At 33.2% G+C, this 17,104-nt stretch carries 17 protein-coding genes and 1 pseudogene; 16 read left to right on the top strand and 2 right to left on the bottom strand.

Annotation, left to right across the window (positions count from 1 at the left end):
* Positions 1-72: 72 nt before the first annotated feature.
* Complete coding sequence (locus ACVC08_RS08780) at positions 73-882, bottom strand: AraC family transcriptional regulator (RefSeq protein ID WP_452598877.1); 810 nt, start codon at positions 880-882, stop codon at positions 73-75.
* A gap of 124 nt (positions 883-1,006) precedes the next feature.
* Here ACVC08_RS08780 and ACVC08_RS08775 point away from each other — a divergent pair, with 124 nt between their 5' ends.
* Complete coding sequence (locus ACVC08_RS08775; protein ID WP_452598878.1) at positions 1,007-1,576, top strand: YceI family protein; 570 nt, start codon at positions 1,007-1,009, stop codon at positions 1,574-1,576.
* Between the two features lie 134 nt (positions 1,577-1,710).
* Positions 1,711-2,253, top strand: coding sequence for a PepSY-associated TM helix domain-containing protein (locus ACVC08_RS08770; protein ID WP_452598879.1), 543 nt, complete (start codon positions 1,711-1,713; stop codon positions 2,251-2,253).
* Positions 2,254-2,327: 74 nt separating this feature from the next.
* Here the strand turns inward: ACVC08_RS08770 and ACVC08_RS08765 are convergent, their stop codons facing one another.
* The gene (locus ACVC08_RS08765; protein ID WP_452601759.1) at positions 2,328-2,705 is read right to left on the bottom strand and encodes a DUF983 domain-containing protein; all 378 of its coding nucleotides are present in this window, start codon (positions 2,703-2,705) and stop codon (positions 2,328-2,330) included.
* 241 nt (positions 2,706-2,946) lie between these two features.
* On the opposite strand from ACVC08_RS08765, the pseudogene ACVC08_RS08760 reads away from it, so the two are divergent.
* The 14 genes and pseudogenes from ACVC08_RS08760 to arsM all read left to right on the top strand — a co-directional run.
* Positions 2,947-3,075: pseudogene (locus tag ACVC08_RS08760) on the top strand (AraC family ligand binding domain-containing protein); the annotation flags it as partial.
* Between the two features lie 252 nt (positions 3,076-3,327).
* Positions 3,328-3,723, top strand: a complete 396-nt coding sequence (locus tag ACVC08_RS08755) for a helix-turn-helix domain-containing protein (protein ID WP_452601758.1) — start codon at positions 3,328-3,330, stop codon at positions 3,721-3,723.
* 114 nt (positions 3,724-3,837) lie between these two features.
* Positions 3,838-4,173, top strand: a complete 336-nt coding sequence (locus tag ACVC08_RS08750; RefSeq protein WP_087492697.1) for an arsenosugar biosynthesis-associated peroxidase-like protein — start codon at positions 3,838-3,840, stop codon at positions 4,171-4,173.
* Positions 4,166-5,230: an arsenosugar biosynthesis radical SAM (seleno)protein ArsS gene (gene arsS / locus ACVC08_RS08745; RefSeq protein WP_452601757.1), complete on the top strand. Its 1,065-nt coding sequence runs from the start codon at positions 4,166-4,168 to the stop codon at positions 5,228-5,230. Before ACVC08_RS08750 ends, arsS begins: the two co-directional genes overlap by 8 nt.
* Before the next feature lie 23 nt (positions 5,231-5,253).
* Complete coding sequence (locus ACVC08_RS08740; protein WP_452601756.1) at positions 5,254-5,946, top strand: TIGR04282 family arsenosugar biosynthesis glycosyltransferase; 693 nt, start codon at positions 5,254-5,256, stop codon at positions 5,944-5,946.
* A gap of 95 nt (positions 5,947-6,041) precedes the next feature.
* Complete coding sequence (locus ACVC08_RS08735) at positions 6,042-9,233, top strand: SusC/RagA family TonB-linked outer membrane protein (protein WP_452601755.1); 3,192 nt, start codon at positions 6,042-6,044, stop codon at positions 9,231-9,233.
* A gap of 8 nt (positions 9,234-9,241) precedes the next feature.
* Positions 9,242-10,687, top strand: coding sequence for a SusD/RagB family nutrient-binding outer membrane lipoprotein (locus tag ACVC08_RS08730; RefSeq protein ID WP_452601754.1), 1,446 nt, complete (start codon positions 9,242-9,244; stop codon positions 10,685-10,687).
* A gap of 54 nt (positions 10,688-10,741) precedes the next feature.
* Complete coding sequence (locus ACVC08_RS08725) at positions 10,742-12,076, top strand: sodium:solute symporter (protein ID WP_452599586.1); 1,335 nt, start codon at positions 10,742-10,744, stop codon at positions 12,074-12,076.
* Positions 12,061-12,888, top strand: a complete 828-nt coding sequence (locus ACVC08_RS08720) for a metallophosphoesterase family protein (RefSeq protein WP_452601753.1) — start codon at positions 12,061-12,063, stop codon at positions 12,886-12,888. The genes ACVC08_RS08725 and ACVC08_RS08720 overlap by 16 nt, the downstream gene beginning before the upstream one ends.
* 56 nt (positions 12,889-12,944) lie before the next feature.
* Positions 12,945-13,478 carry a rhodanese-like domain-containing protein gene (locus ACVC08_RS08715; RefSeq protein ID WP_452601752.1) on the top strand — a complete coding sequence of 178 codons (534 nt, stop codon included), beginning with the start codon at positions 12,945-12,947 and terminating at the stop codon, positions 13,476-13,478.
* Positions 13,479-13,509: 31 nt separating this feature from the next.
* Positions 13,510-14,127, top strand: coding sequence for a TIGR04282 family arsenosugar biosynthesis glycosyltransferase (locus tag ACVC08_RS08710; protein ID WP_452601751.1), 618 nt, complete (start codon positions 13,510-13,512; stop codon positions 14,125-14,127).
* Positions 14,128-14,192: 65 nt separating this feature from the next.
* Positions 14,193-14,915: a DM13 domain-containing protein gene (locus ACVC08_RS08705; protein ID WP_452599590.1), complete on the top strand. Its 723-nt coding sequence runs from the start codon at positions 14,193-14,195 to the stop codon at positions 14,913-14,915.
* A 17-nt stretch (positions 14,916-14,932) separates the two neighbouring features.
* Positions 14,933-15,745, top strand: a complete 813-nt coding sequence (locus ACVC08_RS08700; protein WP_452601750.1) for a purine-nucleoside phosphorylase — start codon at positions 14,933-14,935, stop codon at positions 15,743-15,745.
* A gap of 63 nt (positions 15,746-15,808) precedes the next feature.
* Positions 15,809-16,777 (top strand): arsenosugar biosynthesis arsenite methyltransferase ArsM, encoded by a 969-nt coding sequence (gene arsM / locus ACVC08_RS08695; protein ID WP_452601749.1) that lies wholly within the window; start codon positions 15,809-15,811, stop codon positions 16,775-16,777.
* Positions 16,778-17,104: the final 327 nt, after the last annotated feature.

Here is a 17,104-nt window from a genome sequence, read left to right as displayed (position 1 = left end):
ATTATTTTCGAATTATCCTTGTTAATGTAAAATGTATTAACTGTAACTAATTAGTATAGATAAAGGTTAAAACTAAAAGTAGTTTAACATTTCTTGCAGTTGCGAAGGTGTTTTACCAGTCTGCTTCTTTATAAAGATGCTAAAATTTGAAGGACTGTCAAAGTTATAGTTATAAGCAATTTCTTTAAAACTCAATTGCTTAAAAACTAAATCTCTTTTTATATTTAGTAATAGAATATTATGAATATACTTTAAAGGCGTCATACCTAACTGAGATTTTACAATTAGGCTTAATTTTTTTGAAGACATATTTAAACACTCTGCATAGCTGTTAATTGTATATGTATTTAAGTGTTTCTCTACTAAATCTATAAACTTTATTATGTTTTTATCGGTTAAGAGGTGTTCCTTGTTTTGATTTTCGGAAACATCCTCTAAAGCATATAAAAAACTAGATAATAAATGTATAGATCGTTCTTTATAAAACCTACCTTTACTTTTCTGCAAATTTCTAATCGTTTTTAATAGACTCATAAAATAACGTGAGTGCTCTAAATGCTCTTCAAAGACAGAAGTTACTCCTACGTGTAATTTTAAAGAAGATAATGTCATTAAAAAAACATCAGGCAAAATCATTTTATCTGTAAACTGAATCAGTAAACCATCTGCATTAGAGTCTCGTTTTAACAAATGGATTTGTTTAGGCTTAATAACGTAACAGCTATTCGCCTTAATAGGCACTTTTTTAAAGTCTATAATTTGAAAACCACCACCCTCTTCAAAGAACAAGATTTCATAATAGTTATGACGATGAATAGCATTAAAATTATAATCATTTTTATGCGAAATATCCTCGATATTAATATCATACAAGGTATTCAAGTTATATAACGGTATATTCTCTTTATTCAACACAAGCCCAAATTCATAAGTAAAACGCCTTTTTTAATAACTGCAAACATACAGTTAGAAAATATCTTTGCTCTTATAAAATTAAACATAAAAAATGAAAAAAACCGTTTTAACATGTATTGCATTAATGGTACTAATTATATCTGTAAATGCACAAACTAATTGGAAAGTAGATAATTCTCATTCTTCAATTACATTTTCAGTATCTCATTTTGCTATTTCTGAAGTAACAGGGCACTTTGAAGCTTTTAATATAGACGCAACAACTACAAATGAGCAATTTGAAAAACCAATGTTTAAGGTTTCTATAGAGGCGACTACGATTAATACAAACCAACAAAGTAGAGATAACCATTTAAAATCTCCAGACTTCTTTAATGTAGAAAAGCATCCAACTATTACCTTTAATAGCAGCTCGTTTAAGCAGTTAGAAAATAACAAATTTGAAACAAAAGGAAATATTACAATAAATGGTATAACTAAAGCAATTGTTTTTACAGGCAAATTAAATGGAGTTATAAAAGATGATCGCAGCGGAAAATATAAAGCTGGTCTAAAACTAACAACAACTATAGAACGTGAAACGTTTAACTTAGGGAATGGTATGAGTCCAATAGGGAAAGAAGTTGAAGTTACAGTAAACATAGAGATGAATGCCCAATAATACACACAAAAAAACGCATAATTCCCCCTTAGCTAATTAATTTTAGTGAACTTCTCAAGGCTTATTTCTAGCCTTGGGAATTTCATATTTAAAACATGCTTATATAAAGTGATTAACACTTAAAAAGACCATAAATGGCAAAAATAACTAATAGAAGCTTACACAGAGACTTGGCTTTTTTCTATGTCGGATTAATTATTGCTTTCTCTATATCTGGAATTGTATTAAATCATCGAGAAGATTGGTATCCTATGAATTATACATACGAAAGCAAGCCATTTGAATTTAAAAATCTATTAAAAGAACAGCAACTTACTAACAATTATCTTAAAAGCAAAACCGAGACCTTAGGAGAATACGATGGGCATAGAGTAAGAGATGGTAAGCTACGTATATACTTTAAAAATAATGCCATTTTTGATGGAGATATAAAAACAGGAAAAGGTACTATAGAATACAAACGTAAAGTGCCAATAATTGGCCACACTATGTATTTACATAAATCTACTAATAGCTTTTGGGTATGGTATTCAGATATTTTTGGAATAGCAATGTTAGTCATTGCAATTACAGGCGTTTTAATACCATTAGGAAAAAAAGGATTTAAAGGCAGAGGGTGGAAGCTAGCTGTCGCAGGCATGCTCTTCCCTATTATATTTCTTGTATTATTTTCATAAAATATTAAGCACTAATTTAAGCAGGGCTTTCTAAAACCAGCTATATATTTAATTCATATCATTGCTATCATGTATTAATTTCCTTCTTTATAACTCATAAAAAAGTTAATCCATATATTTCTCGCTAATCTCATTATTATAGGCTGTAAAGCAACCATCAATAAAACAATTAACACGTAAGTAGTTGTTAAACTAAAATTAAAAACTAAGTAAGACAACACAAAAACTAACCCTGCAAAAAACAACCCTACAGGATAACTAACATACATAGCTCCAAAAAAGAAAGATGGCTCAATCTTGTATTTAGTTTTACAATGGCTACAACGCTCTTGCATTTTTAATGTTTTATTTAAAATATATGGATTAGTTTCGGAGTACATACTCTCATTATGACAAACCGGACAATTACCCGTTAGAATACTATACAATTTTGTTTTTTTAAAAAATGCCATAACCTCTATTTTAATTTACAAATCACAAAATGCGATATGTAACATATTTCATTCTGCAAAACTATAACCTTACCCGTAAATAAACCTCATACATTTATCTCCATTTTTTGTACATTTAGGACATAATTACACCACATTGAAAACCATACCTATTTTAAACATAAAACAATTTAAGCAGGAGGAATCCTTACAGGACTTCTATTGTAACGACTTAAGTAAACATTTATAAAAAAATAAAGCAATTGTACACAAACCGCATAAACACAATTTCTTTTTATGTGTTGTATTCACTTCTGGCACTGGTAAACACGAAATAGATTTTAACACCTATGCAATTAAAACAGGCAGTGTCTTTTTCTTAAAACCTGGGCAAACGCATTATTGGACATTTAATAGTACCCCACAAGGCTATATTTTCTTTCATTCTCAAGACTTTTACGAGTTTTACTTCGCTAATAAAAAAGTAACTCATTTTCCTTTTTATTATTCCTATAAAAATCCACCACATATTATTTTAAATACAGACACTCTTTTTACGATTCAACTAAAGTTTAAAGAATTATACCTAGAATATTCTCAAAAAAAAGAATATGCAAAAGAAAAAATAATTAGCCTTATAGACATGCTGTATATAGATTTAACACGTGTTTATACAAAAAGCACTCCATCTGAAACCGTAATAACACCTAGTTATTTAAAAACATTGCGGCAGTTAGAACAAAATATAGAATTCCATTATAAGGAAAGCAAATCGGCTGCTTTTTATGCAAATATATTAAGCATTACTCCAAAACATTTAAATAGAATAACAAAATCTACTTTAAACAAAACAACAACCGAACTCATAACAGAACGCGTTTTACTAGAAGCCAAGCGTTTAATTGTTCACTCAAACAATTCTCTATCTAGCATTGCCGAATTATTAGGTTATGAAGACTACGCCTATTTCTCAAAAACCTTTAAAAAGCATACACAGATAACTCCTATACAATTCAAAAAGAAGTATCAACAACTTTAACAACTACCGTAATAATACTTTTTAATATTATTTTTAACAAATTCTTGTTAAGTAATAACTAAGTTTCCGACTGAAGTATTTAGATTTATATCTTAGCAAAAAAGTTATAACAAAATGTCAAAAACATATTACGACCCAGCAGACCTAAGGAAATTTGGAAAAATCACAGAATGGAGTGAAGATTTAGGCAACAAATTTTTTGAATATTACGGCAAAGTCTTTGAAGAGGGAGCTTTAACAGCAAGAGAAAAATCGTTAATAGCATTAGCAGTTGCACACACAGAGCAATGTCCTTATTGTATAGATGCCTATACAAAAGATGGTTTACAACGTGGCGTAACCAAAGAAGAAATGATGGAAGCCATACACGTAGGAGCCGCCATAAAAAGTGGAGCGACCTTAGTGCATGGTGTGCAAATGATGAATAAAGTGAATAAATTAGATGGGTAAATTAAAAACACAATCGCTTCAAAAAAGAGATAGCGATTTAGCAAGTAGTAATAGACAATTAGAAATACTGTCTAACGGTATTTTTGCCGATGGTGAATTACCTACTTTTAAAGATAAAATTGCAGAAACAGGACAATTCCCTTTAGTCCCTAAAAAACTAGAAATCCTTCAAATAAACCTAGGTTACATGTGTAATCAAGTGTGCGAACACTGCCATGTAGATGCAGGACCAGACCGAAAGGAAATTATGACGCGGGAAACCATGCAACAATGTTTGGATGTTATAAAAAAAACTGGCGCACACACTTTAGACTTTACAGGTGGTGCACCAGAAATGAATCCAGAATTTCGCTGGTTTGTTGAAGAGGCTTCTAAAGCAGGTATTAAGGATTTTATTGTACGCTCTAACCTAACCATTATTAGAGCCAACAAAAAGTATTACGATTTACCAGATTTCTTTAAAAAACATAATGTACATGTTGTGTCTTCTATGCCGCATTGGACTAGAGGCAAAACAGACAAACAACGTGGAGAAGGTGTTTTTGATATGTCTATAAAAGCCCTACAAGAATTAAATGAACGCGGTTATGGTATGCCAGACAGTGATTTACGTTTAGATCTGGTATATAATCCATCTGGAGCCTTTTTACCAGGCGACCAAATGGCTATGGAAAAAGATTTCAAAAAAGCCTTAATGGAAGACTTCGGAATCCAGTTCCATAATTTGTTTGCTATTACCAATTTACCAATCTCTAGATTTTTAGACTACTTAATAGCATCCGAGAACTACGAAGATTACATGTATTCTTTAGTAGAAGCCTATAATTCTGAAGCCGTTAAAAATGTAATGTGTACTAACACTATTTCTATAAGTTGGGATGGCTGGTTATACGATTGCGATTTTAACCAAATGTTAGACTTAAAAGTCGCTAGTAAAGTAAAACACATTAGCGAATACAACGAAGATTTATTACAAGACCGAAAAATAATTATTTCGCAACATTGTTATGGTTGCACCGCAGGCGCAGGAAGTAGCTGCCAAGGTGTAGTAGCATAACACAATACAGATATTAAAGTTTAGTGACCATTAAAACACATAATACAGCCATATTAGTTTTTGCAAACTCTGCAAAAACAGAAGGAATATACAAGCCTTTTAAACAGTCGGCTGAATTATTTAATGTCCTAAACGCCCAAATACAACATAAGGTAAAACAAACAGGATTACCCTATTTTATAATTTCTGAAAAACAGCAGCAAGGTCACAACTTTGGCACTCGTTTTACAAATGCTATACAATCTGTTTTTAATAAAGGATTCGACAATGTTATTACTATTGGTAATGATACGCCGCATTTACAAACAGCACACATAATTGCTGCTGAAAAAAAACTACAAAACACAGCATTAGTTTTAGGGCCTTCTTTAGATGGAGGATTCTATTTAATGGGAATTTCAAAAACACACTTTAACGCAGAAACGTTTTTAAATTTACCATGGCAAACAAGAGCATTACGCCAAACCATTTTAAAGTTAGTTGCGTTAAAAACCATAGACGTAGCGCTGCTAGAAACATTATCGGATATCGATTCAGTTTCAGATGCGAAAGCAATTCTTAACAGCCATAAAACACTATCTATTGCTGTAAAAGTAATATTACTATCTATTACTGCTTCAAAAAAAGAAGATCACAAACAACATGAAGGTATTACTAATCGTCATGTTTACAAACTATACTACAATAAAGGTTCTCCTTTAGTACTTTATACATAGCCTAACAAACAAGCTATTTAAGTACAGTTAAATAGTTATTGTCCGTTTTAAACCTTCGGCTGTACCCGAGAACACACACTTTTATTTTTATATAAATGAAACACATTTACTTGTGTGCACTATTACTAATATCTAGTTATAGCTTTGCACAAATTACTATTACTGGTACTGTTACCGGTGCTATTGATGGCGAAACATTACCCTTTGTAAACATTTCAACTAAAGATCAACAAGGTACTATTACAGATGATGATGGTAAGTACACTATAGAAGTTACATCTACAGAAGATCAATTACAATTCTCGTACCTTGGTTATAAAACACAAACCATAACTGTAGGAAACCAAACCACTATAAATATTAAATTAATAGAAGACACCTCTAGTTTAGACGAAATTGTTATTACAGCTTTAGGTTTAGAACGCGATACTAAAGAGTTAGGCTACGTTGTACAAAGCATAAAAGCAAAAAACGTAAACGAAGTTAAAGCCGTTAACTTTTTAGACAACTTATCTGGCAAACTTGCAGGCGTTACAATTTCTCAAGGCGCGACAGGCGTAGGCTCTTCTTCTAAAATAACCATTCGTGGCGAAGCCTCTTTCTCTAACAACAATCCACTATTTGTAGTAGATGGAATCCCTATAAACAACAACACCGTATTTAACTTTACTAACGAAGCAGCAGCAGGATTTCAAGAAGTCGATTTTGGTAATGGTGCCATGGAAGTTAATGCAGACGACATTGAAGAAGTCTCTGTATTAAAAGGGCCAAGTGCAGCCGCTCTATATGGCTCTAGAGCATCAAACGGTGTAATTATTATAAAAACAAAAGATGGTAAAAAATCTAAAGGTTTAGGTATTAGCATTAACACCTCTGTATTTATAGATTCTGCGTTTAGATTACCAGAGTTTCAAAACTCTTACGGACAAGGACAATCTGGAGCATTCGAGTTTGTAGATGGCCTTGGTGGTGGAACTAGTGATAATATTACTTATTCTTGGGGACCAAAATTAGACGCAGGTATTTTTATCCCTCAGTTTGATAGCCCAGTTGTTTTACCAAACGGCACCACTGTGCGTGGAGGAGATACAGCTTTATATAGTGGCAACCCTATTACTCCAACCGAATTACGCTCTAACCCAGACAATCTAAAAGACTTTTACAAAACAGGAGTAACTACTATAAATAACATTGCTATTTCTGATGCGTTCGACACAGGAGATTATCGTTTATCGTTTACCGATTTACGGAGCGAATCCATAATACCTGGTGTAAATTTAGACAGACAAACCGTCTCTGCTAAATTAAATTTTCAACCTACCGAAAAAACCACCTTTTCGTCAGCTATTGCTTATACAAACTCAAGTAGCGATAACAGACCTTCTAATGGCTACGGAAGCGAAAATGTAAATTATTCGTTAGTAGCTTGGGGACCTCGCTCGTTAAACATTGATAGTTTAAGAGACTACTGGCAACCAGGATTAGAAGGTGTACAACAATACTCTTTTAACTATACCTTTTTCGATAATCCTTTCTTTATACTACAAGAAAACAGAAACTCGTTCGAGCGTGATCGTATTTTTGGAAACATCGTCTTAAAACATGATTTCACAGACCATTTAAGTTTACAAATACGAACAGGAATGGATTATTCTTCGGAAAAAAGACAACTCCGCAGAGCCTTTTCTAGTAACCGCTTTCAAAATGGAGGTTACGCAGAACACGATGTGTTTTTTAGAGAAATTAATACCGATTTCTTATTAAACTATAACAATCAATTTGGAGATTTTAGTTTAGACTTCTCATTAGGTGGCAATCGTTTAGACCAAAAAGCATCTACAAAACAATCGCAAACCGTAAACTTAGCGCAACCTGGTATTTACAACTTAAATAATGCGGCATCACCTATTGAAGTCTTTCAATTTGAATCTCAAAAACGCATTAACTCTTTCTATGGTATCGCAAAGTTAGGCTACAAAAATGTCTTGTTTTTAGATATTACAGGACGTAACGATTGGTCTAGTACGTTAGCCACACCTTTCTCTGTAGATAACACCTCATTCTTTTATCCATCTGTCTCTACAAGTTTCGTACTATCCAATGCTACAGAGTTGCCAGATGTTATTTCATTTGCAAAATTAAGAGCTAGTGTAGCACAAGTTGGTAACGATACTAATCCGTACCAAACCACGGGAGCCTTTGTATCGCAAACCCCATTTAACGGGCAACCAACATTTAGCGACCAAAACTTTATCCCTAACGCGAATTTAAGACCAGAAAGCACCACATCTTACGAGTTTGGTGCTGATTTACGCTTCTTTAAAGACCGTTTTAAGTTCGATATCACCTATTACAATGCCACCACAAAAGATCAAATTATATCATTACCAATACCTATTTCATCGGGTTATGAACAACAAGTCGTTAACGGTGGAAAAGTAAAATCTAGAGGATTAGAAATTATAACAGGTATTACCCCTATTAAAACAGATAACTTCACCTGGAATACAACCTTTAACTTTGCAACCAATAAAGCGACCATTGAAGAACTCCCACAAAACGACGGCCGTTTAACCTTAGCCTATAGTAGAATTTACAATAGCCAAAACCAAACGGTTTGGTTTCAAGTAGAAGAAGGCGGACAAATTGGAGACTTTTACGGAACTGGCTATTTAAAAAATGAAAACGGACAATTTATAATAGATGAAAACGGACGTTACATTGCAGATAATAATCTACAAAAACTAGGGAACTATAATCCAGATTTTACTTTGGGGTGGAATAACGATTTCCGCTATAAAAACTGGAGTGCTAGCTTTTTATTCGATTGGAGACAAGGAGGAGAAATAGTATCTAGAACACGAGCTTTAGGAAACGTAGGCGGACAATTAGCAGAAACAGAATTTAGACCCGAAGAAGGGATTATTGCAGAAGGTGTAACACAATCCGGGCAACCGAATACAGTAGCCGTATCTGCCGAAAGTTATTACAGACAGTTTTATGACAGAAACCATGAAGAAAATAACGTTTACGATGCATCGTATTTAAAATTACGTCAATTCTCTATTGGTTACGACTTTACATTAAAAGAAGGCTTTTTAGGTTTAAAAGACGGCGGAAACATTAATCTGTCTTTAATAGGAAGAAACCTATTTGCTATTACAGAAAACCCACATTTCGATCCAGAACAATTAGCTGTACAAGGTACAGGGTTTATAAGTGGTGTAGAAGATATGAGTTATGCAACGTCTCGTAGTTTCGGGCTCAAAGCAAGTTTAAATTTTTAAGTTAAAATATGAAAAAAATAATATACCTATTCAGTTTTATAACACTTGTACTAGCAAGTAGCTGTACAAAGGATTTTGAAGACATAAATACCAACCCCAATGCTCCAAATAGCGTACAACCCAGCCTATTATTACGTCAAGTAATATACGATTTTGGTGAACAAATGAGTTACGAAGGCTTTGTTGCTGGCGATTTGCTATCGCAACACAGAACCGCTTTAGACTTTAATTTATTCGATCGTCACGCCCTTAAATCACCACAATTAGGAGGAAACCCTTGGCCTATATTTTATACGAACTTACGCGATAACGAGATCATTTTAAAACAATCAAGAAGCTCACAAACTTTTGCTGTTTACGAAGGGCCTGCATTAATTTTAAAAGCCTATATGGCAGCCGGATTAACCGATTTATTTGGAGATGTCCCATATTTTCAAGCCTTTAATGGCGTTAACGGTACCGTAACACCTGCTTACGATTCGCAAGAATCTATTTATTTAAACGATAATGGTATTATAGACAACTTAAACAAAGGTATTGAAGCCATTACTAATTATACCCAAACCATTCCGCTAGAAGGCGATATTTTGTTTCATGGCGATTTACAGGCTTGGATAAAATTTGCAAATGCATTAAAAATTAAACAACTGTTACGTATTTCAGATAAAGTAGATGTCGCTAACGATTTACAAGCCATTTATACCGAAGGCAATTTTATAGCTTCAAATGCTGAAAATGCCATTTTCAACTTTACAAACACTGACCCAAACAGTTTCAGGTTAGCACAATTAAGAATTGGAGACTTTAACAATTTTGTATTATCTGAAACTATGGAAGATATTTTAACCCATTTAAATGATTCTAGAATCGAAACGTTTTTCAAGCCATTTGCCAATGCCACAACTGAGGAATATAACGGACTATTAAACGGTGTAGATGCGACATCAACCTCTGTGTTATTAGCAGACTACTCCTTAGCAGGAAGCGCATTTAGAGAAGACACCTCTGTATTAGATGCTAATTTTATAACCTCATGGGAAGTCCATTTTGCATTAGCAGAAGCTGCCGAAAAAGGGTTAATTACAGCTAACGCACAAGAATTATATGAAACTGGAGTACAACACGCTTTCGAGTATTGGCAAACCGAAATGCCTGCTAATTATTTATCTGGAAACGCTGCTTTTAATGCCGCTGGTACAACACCATTAGAACAAATAATTACTCAAAAATGGATTGCAAATTTAATTAATGGTTACGAAGGTTGGGTAGAATACCGTAGAACAGGATTTCCAGAATTTAGAGCCATTACAGCAAGTTTAAATAACAATTTAATTCCTGTAAGAATGCCATATCCAGCAGAAGAAGCCGCATTAAACGCACAAAATTACAACCAAGCAGCAAGCGCAACCAACGATAACAGTATTAATTTTCCTGTTTGGTGGGATGAAAATTAGTAATAAGTAAAAGCAGATTTTAACCTGCGTAGAAATGACAAAACGATAGAATACATGACAACAGAAGTATGGCAATGGGTTTTAGTAGTAGGTTCAAGTTTAATCTTGTTTCTACTCTCTCCTCTTGCAAAAACACCTGATGCTTTTTTTAAGGCAAACCATAACAAAAAAGCACCTAATGTTTTAGTACTAACAGGAAGTTTAATCATTTCATGGATTTTTGCAAAAAGTATTACTAATGCCGCTAATTTAGGATTAGCGTTTGGCGTAGTTGGTGGTGTAGCTTATGCTGGCTATTATTTAAGTTTTGCTATTGCTGGTATACTCATTTATAAACTAAGAACAAAAGGAGGTTTTAATAGCATACACGAATTTCTAACTAGTAAATATGGCAAACAAGCTGTGTCGTTATTTACTATTTTAATAGTGTTTCGTTTATTTAACGAGGTTTGGAGCAACACTATGGTTATTGGCTCGTATTTTGGAGCGCAAGGAAGTTCGTCATATTATACTGCCATTTTAGTATTCACACTATTAACCTTAGGTTATGCCTTAAAAGGAGGGCTAAGCAGTTCTATTTTTACAGACGTTATACAAATGGTACTCTTTTCTATTTTACTCATTGTTATTTTAGGTAATGTATTTTCAGTAGAAAACTTTAGCGTAAAAGATGTTGCTGTATCAGGAACTTGGAGTTTTAGTTTAGGGTTAAACTTATTATTTGCAGCCATCATTCAGTCGTTTAGCTATCCGTTTCATGATCCTGTTTTAACCGATCGTGCCTTTATAAGTTCGCCAAAAGTCACTTTAAAAAGTTTTCTTTGGGCGAGTATATTAGGGGGTATTTGTATTGTGTTATTTAGTATTATTGGCGTTTATGCACAATCTCAAGACTTTAAAGGCCAAGCTGCTGTAGAAGTTGGCAAAGCCTTTGGTGTAGTTATATTATTAGTTATTAATTTTATAATGATAACCTCAGCAGCTTCTACACTAGATTCAACATTTTCATCATTTTCAAAATTATTAGCAGTAGATTTAAATTTAGGAAAAAACTTAACTTTTGGACGTTTAGCAATGGTAGCTATTGCCGTTTTAGGAACGATTCCTATTTTCTTTGGTGCCGAAATTTTATCGGCAACGACCATATCTGGAACTATGGTAATTGGATTAACACCTATATTTTTATTCTGGAATGTAAGCGTCCCAAAAATTAGCTTTTACCTTAGTATTATCTGCGGATTAGTTTTTGGGTTTTTATTAGTTTTTAAAGCCTTTCCAGAAGCACTTATTTTTACAACAGGAAAATATGCCGATTTACTTTGGGTTAACGTTTGGGGCATTTTTAGCTGTATCATTTTATATTTTATACCAAAATGGATAAAACAATAACAGATTTAGGAACACTAACAGGTAAAGTGCTTCTTTTTGGAGGCGTTTACAGCAATTTACAAGCTTTAGAAGCATTAAAAGCAGTTGCCGAAAAACATAATATACCTCCAGAGAATTGTATCTGTACAGGAGATATTGTAGGCTATTGCGCACAGCCTGAAGAAACAGTCCAGCTTTTTAAGCTATGGAAAGCTAATAGTATTTTAGGTAATGTAGAAGTTCAGCTTATTGAAGGTGCAGACGATTGTGGTTGCGATTTTACCGAAGGCTCTCGTTGCGATGGGTTTTCAAAATTGTGGTACCCTTACGCACAGAGTCAATTAACAAACGCTTCAATTAATCATCTTAAAACATTTTCAGACCATATAACATTTCAATATGCTAACAAAAAAATAACAGTGGTCCATGGGTCGTATTCCAATATTTCAGAATTCATTTTTAAATCTACCGATTGGTCTTTAAAAGCGCCAAATTTTATAACTACAGATAGCGATGTTATTGTTGCTGGACATTGTGGTTTACCTTTTAACCATGAAGAAGATGGCAAACTTTGGTTAAACCCGGGGGTTATTGGCATGCCTGCAAACGATGGGTCTCCAAAAGTTTGGTATGCCATTTTAGAAGACACTAATAACGAATTGAAATATAAACACCATAATCTCGACTATAACTACAAGTTAACCAACAATTTAATGAAAAACGGTTTATTACCCGAAGAATACGCTAGAACCATAGTTACTGGCATTTGGGATAATACCGAAATTTTGCCTGCCGTAGAAAGTGGTTTGCAAGGTTTTGGAATTACATTATAAACTATTACTTTAGAAAGTATAGATTAAAGTTTTTTTAGACACATAAAAACAATTAGATGAAATATATCCTTATTCTACTTTTTGCCTGTTTTACAACACAAGTCATCGCTCAAAAAAACATTGACGAATTACTGAAACAATATAACGACAATGGCGTACCTTATATTACAGCTGAAGAATTAGCGATGCCAAAAACGAAAGCTATTATTTTAGATTCTCGTGAACCTAACGAATATAAAGTAAGCCACATTAAAGGGGCTACCTGTGTAGGTTACGATAATTTTAATATCGATTCTATACAAAAACAATATCCTAATAAAGATGAAAAAATAGTGGTGTACTGTTCTTTAGGTATTCGTTCGGAAACTGTTGGCGAAAAATTAAAAGCAGCAGGATATACTAATGTTTATAATCTGTACGGCGGTATTTTTGAATGGAAAAACAAAGATTTTACAATTATAAATTCAGAAGAAAAAGAGACTAATAAAGTACATACATTTAATAAAGATTGGAGTAAATGGCTAAAAAAAGGCCAAAAAGTTTACGAAAAACCTACAGAAACGCCTTCAACTAAAAAAGATAAAAAATAAATACGCTTCTTATTAATAGCAAATAAAACAAATGGCATTACAATCTAAAAACTTAATCATAACCTTTACTAGAAACCCAGAATTAGGTAAAGTAAAATCTCGTTTAGCCAAAAGTATTGGAGAACAAGGCGCTTTAGATGTTTATATTAAATTATTAGAGCATACCGAAAGTGTGTTAAAACAAATAGATTGTGATAAGGCCGTTTACTATTCTGTAAAAGTTAGGGATAATGACCTTTGGGATGCTTCTATCTTTAAAAAATACCAACAATTTGGAGACGATTTAGGTGTTCGTATGGAAAATGCATTTAAAAAAGGCTTTGAAGACGGCTACGATAACATAGTAATTGTTGGTAGTGATTTATACGATTTATCACCAAAACATATTAACGATGCTTTTAAGGCATTGAACACTCACGATAATGTTATTGGTCCCGCAGAAGATGGCGGATACTATTTATTGGGGATGAAAACACTACATCCATCGGTCTTTAAAATAGAGAATTGGGGTACCGAAACGGTGTATAAACAAACTATTTCGAAATTAAATGATAATAATGTGTATGTTTTAGAAACACTTAACGACATAGATTATGTCGAGGACTTAAAACCATATAATATATTTAAGTCTTACACTCAAAATAAATAAAACTGTGGATCTACTTTAGTGTTGATGCCGCATTTTATGTGTTATAATAAACTAAAACAAATATTATGAAAACAAAACTACTTTTTTTAGCAATTTTAGTTGCTACCTCTTTTCAATTTATAAATGCTCAATGTGGTCGATCTGGTTCGTTTGTACAAAGCGATCCTGCCTATAGTATTAGTGGAACAGGAAACATTACATTTACTACAGGCGGTGATAAAAATGTTATTTTCGAATCTGATTTTGCTACTGTACAAGGAGCCGATTTAAGAGTTTACCTATCAAAAACAGATGATATATTAGCATCTGGGTCTGAGGCTATAGAAGTTTCTACTTCTGCACTTGAAAATGATGGTGGTGGTTTTGGAGGCCCAGGAGTATCACCTATTACAGGAATGAAAACATTTCCAATTCCTGCTTCTGTAGAATTAAACGATTTTAACTATATCGTTATTCAATGTATTGTAATTAACGAACGTTGGGGGCATGTTGCTTTAGGTTCTACCGGAGGCCCAGATTGTTTTGTTTTAAGTGTAGATGAAAATACATTAAAGCAATCTGTTACACTATCTCCTAATCCTGCTAACGAGCAATTTGAAGTGCGTAACAATAACCAACTACCTTTATCTATAGCACTTTATGACATTTTAGGAAACAAAGTTAAATCTGTGAAAAACTCACAATTAAAAAAGCAGCCATTTTCTTTATCTGGTTTAAATTCTGGTGTATATTTAGTCGAAATTAAAAGTGACGATCAGAGAATAGTTAAAAAACTGATTAAGCGCTAACTAACGCTAAACATAATATGCAAAAATTAATAAACGAAACTACTACTTATTTACAAACTAAAGGTTTTGACTCACCAGAAATAGGAATAATATTAGGAACAGGATTAGGATTACTAACCCAAGAAATAGAGGTTATAGAAGAAGTTAATTATAATGATATTCCAAACTTTCCAACAGCTACAGTAGAGTTTCATAAAGGTAAATTAATTTATGGCATATTAGCAGACAAAAAAGTTATTGTAATGCAAGGGCGTTTTCATTTATATGAAGGCTACTCATTACAAGAAGTTACCTATCCAGTACGTATTATGGAAAAACTAGGAATAAACACTTTACTAGTTTCCAATGCTGCAGGAGCAATAAACTTGAACTTTAAAAAAGGTGAACTTATGCTTATTGAAGACCATATAAATCTTCAAGGCAGTTCGCCTTTAGCTTTTAAAGGTGTAGAAAATTTAGGAGAACGCTTTACAGATATGAGCGCACCGTATAACCTCCACATAAATAGTATTTTTAAAAGTATTGCAAAATCTAATAACATTATACTTCATGAAGGTGTATATGCTAGTGTTGTTGGGCCTCAATTAGAAACGAGAGCAGAATATAGAATGCTTAAAATTATTGGAGCAGATGCTGTAGGCATGAGTACCGTTCCAGAAATAATAGTTGCTAATCATTTAAATTTAAAAACTGCAGCCATTTCTGTGCTAACAGACGAATGCGATCCAGATAATTTAAAACCTGTAGACATTGGTGAAATTATTGCTATGGCAACTAAAGCAGAGCCAAATATGATTACACTTTTTAAGGCTTTAATAAAACAATTATAATCCTAACAGATCACTCCTTTATCATTTATTGTATTGTATAGAGAAGGTTATTAAAATTAAGATATGAGTTATTTAGACGCTACACACGATGTATATAAAGAAGCAGCCTTGACGCCAGATGTTGGGTTATGCTGCACTACTAATCCTATTTGGGAGTTACCGGGTTTAAAAATCCCTAGAATAATGCAAGAGATGAATTATGGTTGCGGAAGCACCGTACATGCAAGAGACTTAACTAATAACCCAAAAATGCTATATGTTGGTGTTGGTGGCGGTATGGAATTACTGCAATTTTCATATTTTAATCGCCAAAAAGGAGGTGTTGTTGGTATTGATGTTGTAGATGAGATGTTAGAAGCGTCTAGAAAAAACTTTATAGAAGCAGAAGCGCAAAACCCGTGGTTTAAAAGTGAATTTGTTGATCTAAAAAAAGGAGATGCAATGCATCTTCCTGTAGAAGATAATAGTATTGATGTTGCTGCACAAAATTGCTTATTTAATATTTTTAAAGCAGACGATTTAAAGAAAGCAATAGCCGAAATGTATCGCGTTCTAAAGCCACACGGCCGCTTAGTAATGAGCGATCCTACTTGCGAGCAACCTATGAATGATGAATTACGTAATGATGATAGATTACGTGCTTTATGTTTAAGTGGTAGTTTGCCAATAGCCGAATATGTAAAAGCATTAACAGATGCTGGATTTGGTACTATAGAAATTAGAGCACGTAAACCATACCGTATTTTAGACCCTAAAAACTATCCTACAGACGAGTTGATTTATATAGAATCTATTGAAGTTGCTGCTATAAAAGATCCGATGCCTGCAGATGGGCCGTGTATTTTTACTGGTAAAGCAGCTATTTATTATGGAGATGAAGACTTTTTTGATGACAAGCAAGGCCATGTTTTATTAAAAAACCAGCCATTAGCTATTTGCGATAAAACAGCCGCTGCATTGCAAGCTTTAGGAAGAGACGATATTTATTTTTCTGAATCTACTTTCCATTACGATGGAGGTGGTTGTTGTTAAACAATAAAACTTATATAAAAAAGAAAGAGGCTGTTTAAAAAGTAACATTTTAGACTAACCGAACTTGATTCGGTTTCTCATAACAACTAAAAATTAGTTTAATGAGATTCTAAACTAAATTCAGAATGCCGCTTTTAAGGCTGCTACTTTCTTTTTTAATATTAAATTCTTTTATTTACTTCCTGCATGTTTTCTAGCTTACAACAATGGTGCTAACGATAATTTCAAAGACCTAATATTAAATACCTATTTAAGACGTGTATTTTAAAAAAGTAGTTAGGTAACTCTGTTCACATTTATCGAGTAATCCATTCATTTTTTATTATT

It is taken from the genome of Pontimicrobium sp. MEBiC06410 (genome assembly GCF_053601615.1).
Note: the sequence above shows the minus strand (reverse complement) of the source record. Positions and strands in the feature narration are given on the sequence as shown.